This window comes from Amycolatopsis thailandensis, from assembly GCF_042723255.1.
Classification (GTDB): Bacteria; Actinomycetota; Actinomycetes; order Mycobacteriales; family Pseudonocardiaceae; genus Amycolatopsis; species Amycolatopsis thailandensis.
This window is the reverse complement of the sequence record NZ_JBHXJK010000257.1, coordinates 1-3,895: the sequence shown is the minus strand read 5'-3', so window position 1 is coordinate 3,895 and position 3,895 is coordinate 1. Positions and strand designations below refer to the sequence as shown.

Below are 3,895 nucleotides of genomic sequence, written 5' to 3'. Positions count from 1 at the left end.
CCTTTGCTGTCACTCTCTTTTGGAGAGTGACAGCAAAGGTCCCCCGCTCTCTTTTTCGCCGAAACTCCAGGTCAGACCCCCGGCGATAGCAAAGGTCCCTTGCTCCCCCGCCGGACGCGCCCCGGCGCGCCGGACCCAGGTGGGCGATTCGGCACATCCACTCGTCCCAGCGGACGCCGGTGGGTGAGAATGTCGGCATGCCGCAACTGCGCATCGCACTGGCCCAGGTCAACACCACCGTCGGGGACCTCGAAGGCAACGCCGAGCTCACCGTCGAGTGGACCCGCAAGGCCGCCGAAGCCGGCGCCCACATCGTGGTGTTCCCGGAGATGTCCCTCACCGGTTACCCCGTCGAGGACCTCTCCCTCCGCCCGACCTTCGCCTCCGCCTCGAAGCAGATGGTCGAAGCGCTCGCCCGGCGGCTCGACGACGCCGGTTGCGGCGAGGTGCTCACCTACATCGGGTATCTCGACCTCGACGAGACCGGCCCGCGCGACGCGGCGGCCGCGCTGTACCTCGGCGAAGTGGTCGCCCGCCAGTTCAAGCACCACCTGCCCAACTACGGCGTCTTCGACGAGCACCGCTGGTTCAAGCCGGGCCAAGACCTCGAGGTCGTCCGCTTCCACGGCGTCGACGTCGGCATGGTGATCTGCGAGGACGTCTGGCAGGACGGCGGCCCGATCTCGGCGCTGGGCAAGGCCGGCGTGGACCTCGTGGTCGCGCCCAACGCTTCGCCTTACGAGCGCGCGAAGGACGACATCCGCCTGCCGCTCATCGCCCGGCGCGCGGCCGAGGCTGGGGCGCCGCTGGTGTACACGAACCAGATCGGCGGCCAGGACGACCTCGTCTTCGACGGCGACTCGATCGTGGTCGGCGCGGACGGCCGGTTGCTGGCACGGGCGCCGCAGTTCGTGGAGCACCTGCTCGTCGTCGACACGGACCTCGCCGCGGGCGGGCACACCGCCGAGGGCGAGTTCGAGGGCCTGCGGGTCAAGCGCCGCGTCCTCGGCGAAGACCCGATCCCCGCCTACGCTCCGAGCACCGACTCGGCGATCAGCGAGCCTCTGTCCGACGAAGCCGAGGTGTGGCACGCGCTCGTCGTCGGCCTGCGCGACTACGTGCACAAGAACGGCTTCTCGTCGGTGACGTTCGGTTTCTCCGGCGGCATCGACTCGGCGGTCGTGGCGGCGCTGGCCGCGGACGCGCTCGGCGGCGACAACGTCTACGGCGTCTCGATGCCTTCGGAGTACTCCTCGGAACACTCGAAGGGCGACGCCGAAGACCTCGCGCGCCGCATCGGCGCGCACTATCGCGTCGAGCCGATCGCCGACATGGTCAAGGTCTACGTCGAGCAGCTCCAGCTGACCGGTCTCGCCGAGGAGAACATCCAGGCCCGCGTCCGCGGCATGCTGCTGATGGCCCTGTCCAATCAGGACGGTCACCTGGTGCTCGCCACCGGCAACAAGACCGAGCTCGCCGTCGGCTACTCGACGATCTACGGCGACGCCGTCGGGGCCTTCGCGCCGATCAAGGACCTGTTCAAGACGCACGTCTGGCATCTGGCCAAGTGGCGCAACAAGGAAGCCGAGAAGAACGGCGAACCCCCGCCGATCCCGGAGAACTCGATCACCAAGCCGCCGTCCGCCGAGCTGCGGCCGGGCCAGCTGGACAGCGACTCGCTGCCCGACTACCTGATGCTCGACGACATCCTCGACGACTACATCGAGGGCGACCGCGGCTACGTCGACCTGGTGGACGCGGGGTTCGAGCCTGAAACCATCGATCGTGTGGTGCGCATGGTCGACAAGGCCGAATACAAGCGCCGCCAGTACCCGCCGGGCACCAAGATCACGTTCAAGGCGTTCGGGCGGGACCGGCGGCTGCCGATGACCAACGGCTGGCGCGAGGGCACGGTCGTGACCCCGTCAGCTCAGCGTGACCTGCTTCCCGGCTGAGGTCGTCAGCACGGCCACCAGGCCGGGCTTGGTGTCACGCCGGACGAGCATGTCCATCCCGAGCGCCCGCACCGCGGCTTCGACCGCGCCGGGCTCGGGGTGGACCCCGGTGACCAAGAGCAGCGGGATCGACGGGAGCCCCCGTGTCGTCGGATGCGGGGTGCTCCCCCAGTCGATGAGGAAGGGCGCGAGCCCGTCGAGGCCGCCCGCCCCGGTGAGACGCCAAGACAGCAGTTCGCCGTCATCGGTGGTCCGCGACATCTCGGACGCTTCGCCCGGGTCGTAACCACGTTCGCGGGCTTCGGCGATCGCGTCGTCGATGCCCTGCACCCGCGCCGCCCAGGTGACCAGTGCGGGCTCGGTCAGCTCGTCGATGCCGAACGGGCGCGGCCCGGCGTGCTCGGGTTGATCCGGGTCGGGGCCGACCACCTCGAGGTAGGCACCGGCTCCCAGGTCGGCCAGATAGTTGGCCGTACCGAAGCCGACATGCCTTCCGCCGCGTACAGGCGTGACGCCGGTCAGCTCGGCGACGCGCGCGACGGCCTCTTCGAGGTCCGGCCCGGCGTAGACGAGGTGATCAAGCACGAGGTCGCTCATGCCCATAGTCCTATCGCAGCCGCCGCTCCGGTGGCACCGCGGCATGGCCGCGCCACCCGAAAAGCGGCGCCGCCGAAACTGTCGGACCCGGCTCGTACCCTGGACTCCATGACGGCACAGGGCTACGCCGTGTTCGGCACCGCGATCGGCGATTGCGGCATCGCGTGGAACGAACGCGGGGTCATCGCGGTCCAGCTGCCGGAGGGCAGTGAAGAGAAGACGAGGGCGCGACTGACCGCGCGCCTTCCTGACGTGACAGAATCCGCGCCTCCGGGCGAAGTCCAGCGCGCGATCGACGGGATCGTCTCGTTGATGGACGGCAAGCGCACGGACCTGACCGAGGTCGGCCTCGACTACGAAGGAGTACCGGACTTCCATCACCGGGTGTACGAGTTCATCCGCACGATCCCGCCGGGCAAGACGCTGACCTACGGCGATATCGCGAACATCCTCGGCATGCCCGGTGGGGCGCAGGCCGTGGGGCAGGCGATGGGCCGGAACCCTTTCCCGATCATCGTGCCGTGCCACCGCGTGCTCGCCGCGGGCGGGAAGGACGGTGGGTTCTCCGCGCGAGGCGGAGTCGCCACCAAGCGCCGGATGCTGGTCATCGAAGGCGCTTTGGCGGACGAACCCACGTTGTTCTAAACGGTTTCGGCAGGCGACCACGGCTTGAGCCAGGGCGTCTCCGGCCAGCCTTCCGCCGCGGCCATCAGCGGGATCGCCGTCGCGCCGTCGATGTGCTCGCGGATGATGTCGGCGTGCCCGGCGTGCCGCGCCGTCTCCTCGATGAGGTGGAACAGCACCCAGCGGACCGACCAGGCTTCGACGTCCTTCGGGTACCAGGGCACGCCCTTCGGCACCGGGACCGGCTGACCCAGATCGGGGATGCCGGCGATGACGTCGGCAGTGCGGCGGGCGACCTCGTCGTAGCGCGCGAAGACGTCTTCGAGCGTCTCGCCGTCAGCCATCACGTAGCCGGCTTCGTAGTCCTTCATCGCTTCGTCCATGGGCTTCGAAGGCTTCTGGAGAAGGATGTCGATCCAGCCGTCTTCCGTGGTCGCGGTGTGCTTGATCAGGCCACCGACACTCAGCGAGCTTCTGGTCGGGACCGCTCTGGCCTGTTCTTCGGTCAACCCGTGCGCAGCGATGCGCAGCACGTGGCGCTGCTGTTCCAGGTAGGCGAGGAGACCTTCGCGCTCGTCGGCGATCGGGGGGACGTTGCCAGCCATGATGGCTCCTTCCGTAGGGAAGAGGATCATGACATCCGGTCGCGGCTTCCTGGTGCGATTCGGAATGTATGTGTGCAGGGGACCTTTGATATTGCTAGTTTTTTTGTCTTTGGT

General features: G+C 68.4%; 4 protein-coding genes. 2 read left to right on the top strand and 2 right to left on the bottom strand.

The window, feature by feature from the left end:
- The first annotated feature begins 197 nt into the window (after window positions 1–197).
- On the top strand, window positions 198–1,955 hold the full coding sequence (locus ACFWMR_RS42460) for an NAD+ synthase (protein WP_378382480.1): 1,758 nt from the start codon (window positions 198–200) through the stop codon (window positions 1,953–1,955).
- On the opposite strand, the gene ACFWMR_RS42455 is transcribed toward ACFWMR_RS42460, so the two are convergent.
- Window positions 1,926–2,552, bottom strand: coding sequence for a VOC family protein (locus tag ACFWMR_RS42455; RefSeq protein WP_093934526.1), 627 nt, complete (start codon window positions 2,550–2,552; stop codon window positions 1,926–1,928). The genes ACFWMR_RS42460 and ACFWMR_RS42455 overlap by 30 nt on opposite strands.
- A gap of 108 nt (window positions 2,553–2,660) precedes the next feature.
- Here ACFWMR_RS42455 and ACFWMR_RS42450 point away from each other — a divergent pair, with 108 nt between their 5' ends.
- Complete coding sequence (locus ACFWMR_RS42450) at window positions 2,661–3,197, top strand: methylated-DNA--[protein]-cysteine S-methyltransferase (protein WP_093934507.1); 537 nt, start codon at window positions 2,661–2,663, stop codon at window positions 3,195–3,197.
- Here ACFWMR_RS42450 and ACFWMR_RS42445 read toward each other — a convergent pair.
- Complete coding sequence (locus ACFWMR_RS42445) at window positions 3,194–3,781, bottom strand: DinB family protein (protein ID WP_093934508.1); 588 nt, start codon at window positions 3,779–3,781, stop codon at window positions 3,194–3,196. The two genes, ACFWMR_RS42450 and ACFWMR_RS42445, sit on opposite strands and share 4 nt — an antisense overlap.
- Between the last annotated feature and the right edge of the window lie 114 nt (window positions 3,782–3,895).

Coding starts and splice junctions, on each gene's coding strand:
- ACFWMR_RS42450 (WP_093934507.1), top strand. CDS start 2,661: ATGACGGCACAGGGCTACGCCGTGTTCGGCACCGCGATCGGCGATTGC.
- ACFWMR_RS42460 (WP_378382480.1), top strand. CDS start 198: ATGCCGCAACTGCGCATCGCACTGGCCCAGGTCAACACCACCGTCGGG.
- ACFWMR_RS42445 (WP_093934508.1), bottom strand. CDS start 3,781: ATGGCTGGCAACGTCCCCCCGATCGCCGACGAGCGCGAAGGTCTCCTC.
- ACFWMR_RS42455 (WP_093934526.1), bottom strand. CDS start 2,552: ATGAGCGACCTCGTGCTTGATCACCTCGTCTACGCCGGGCCGGACCTC.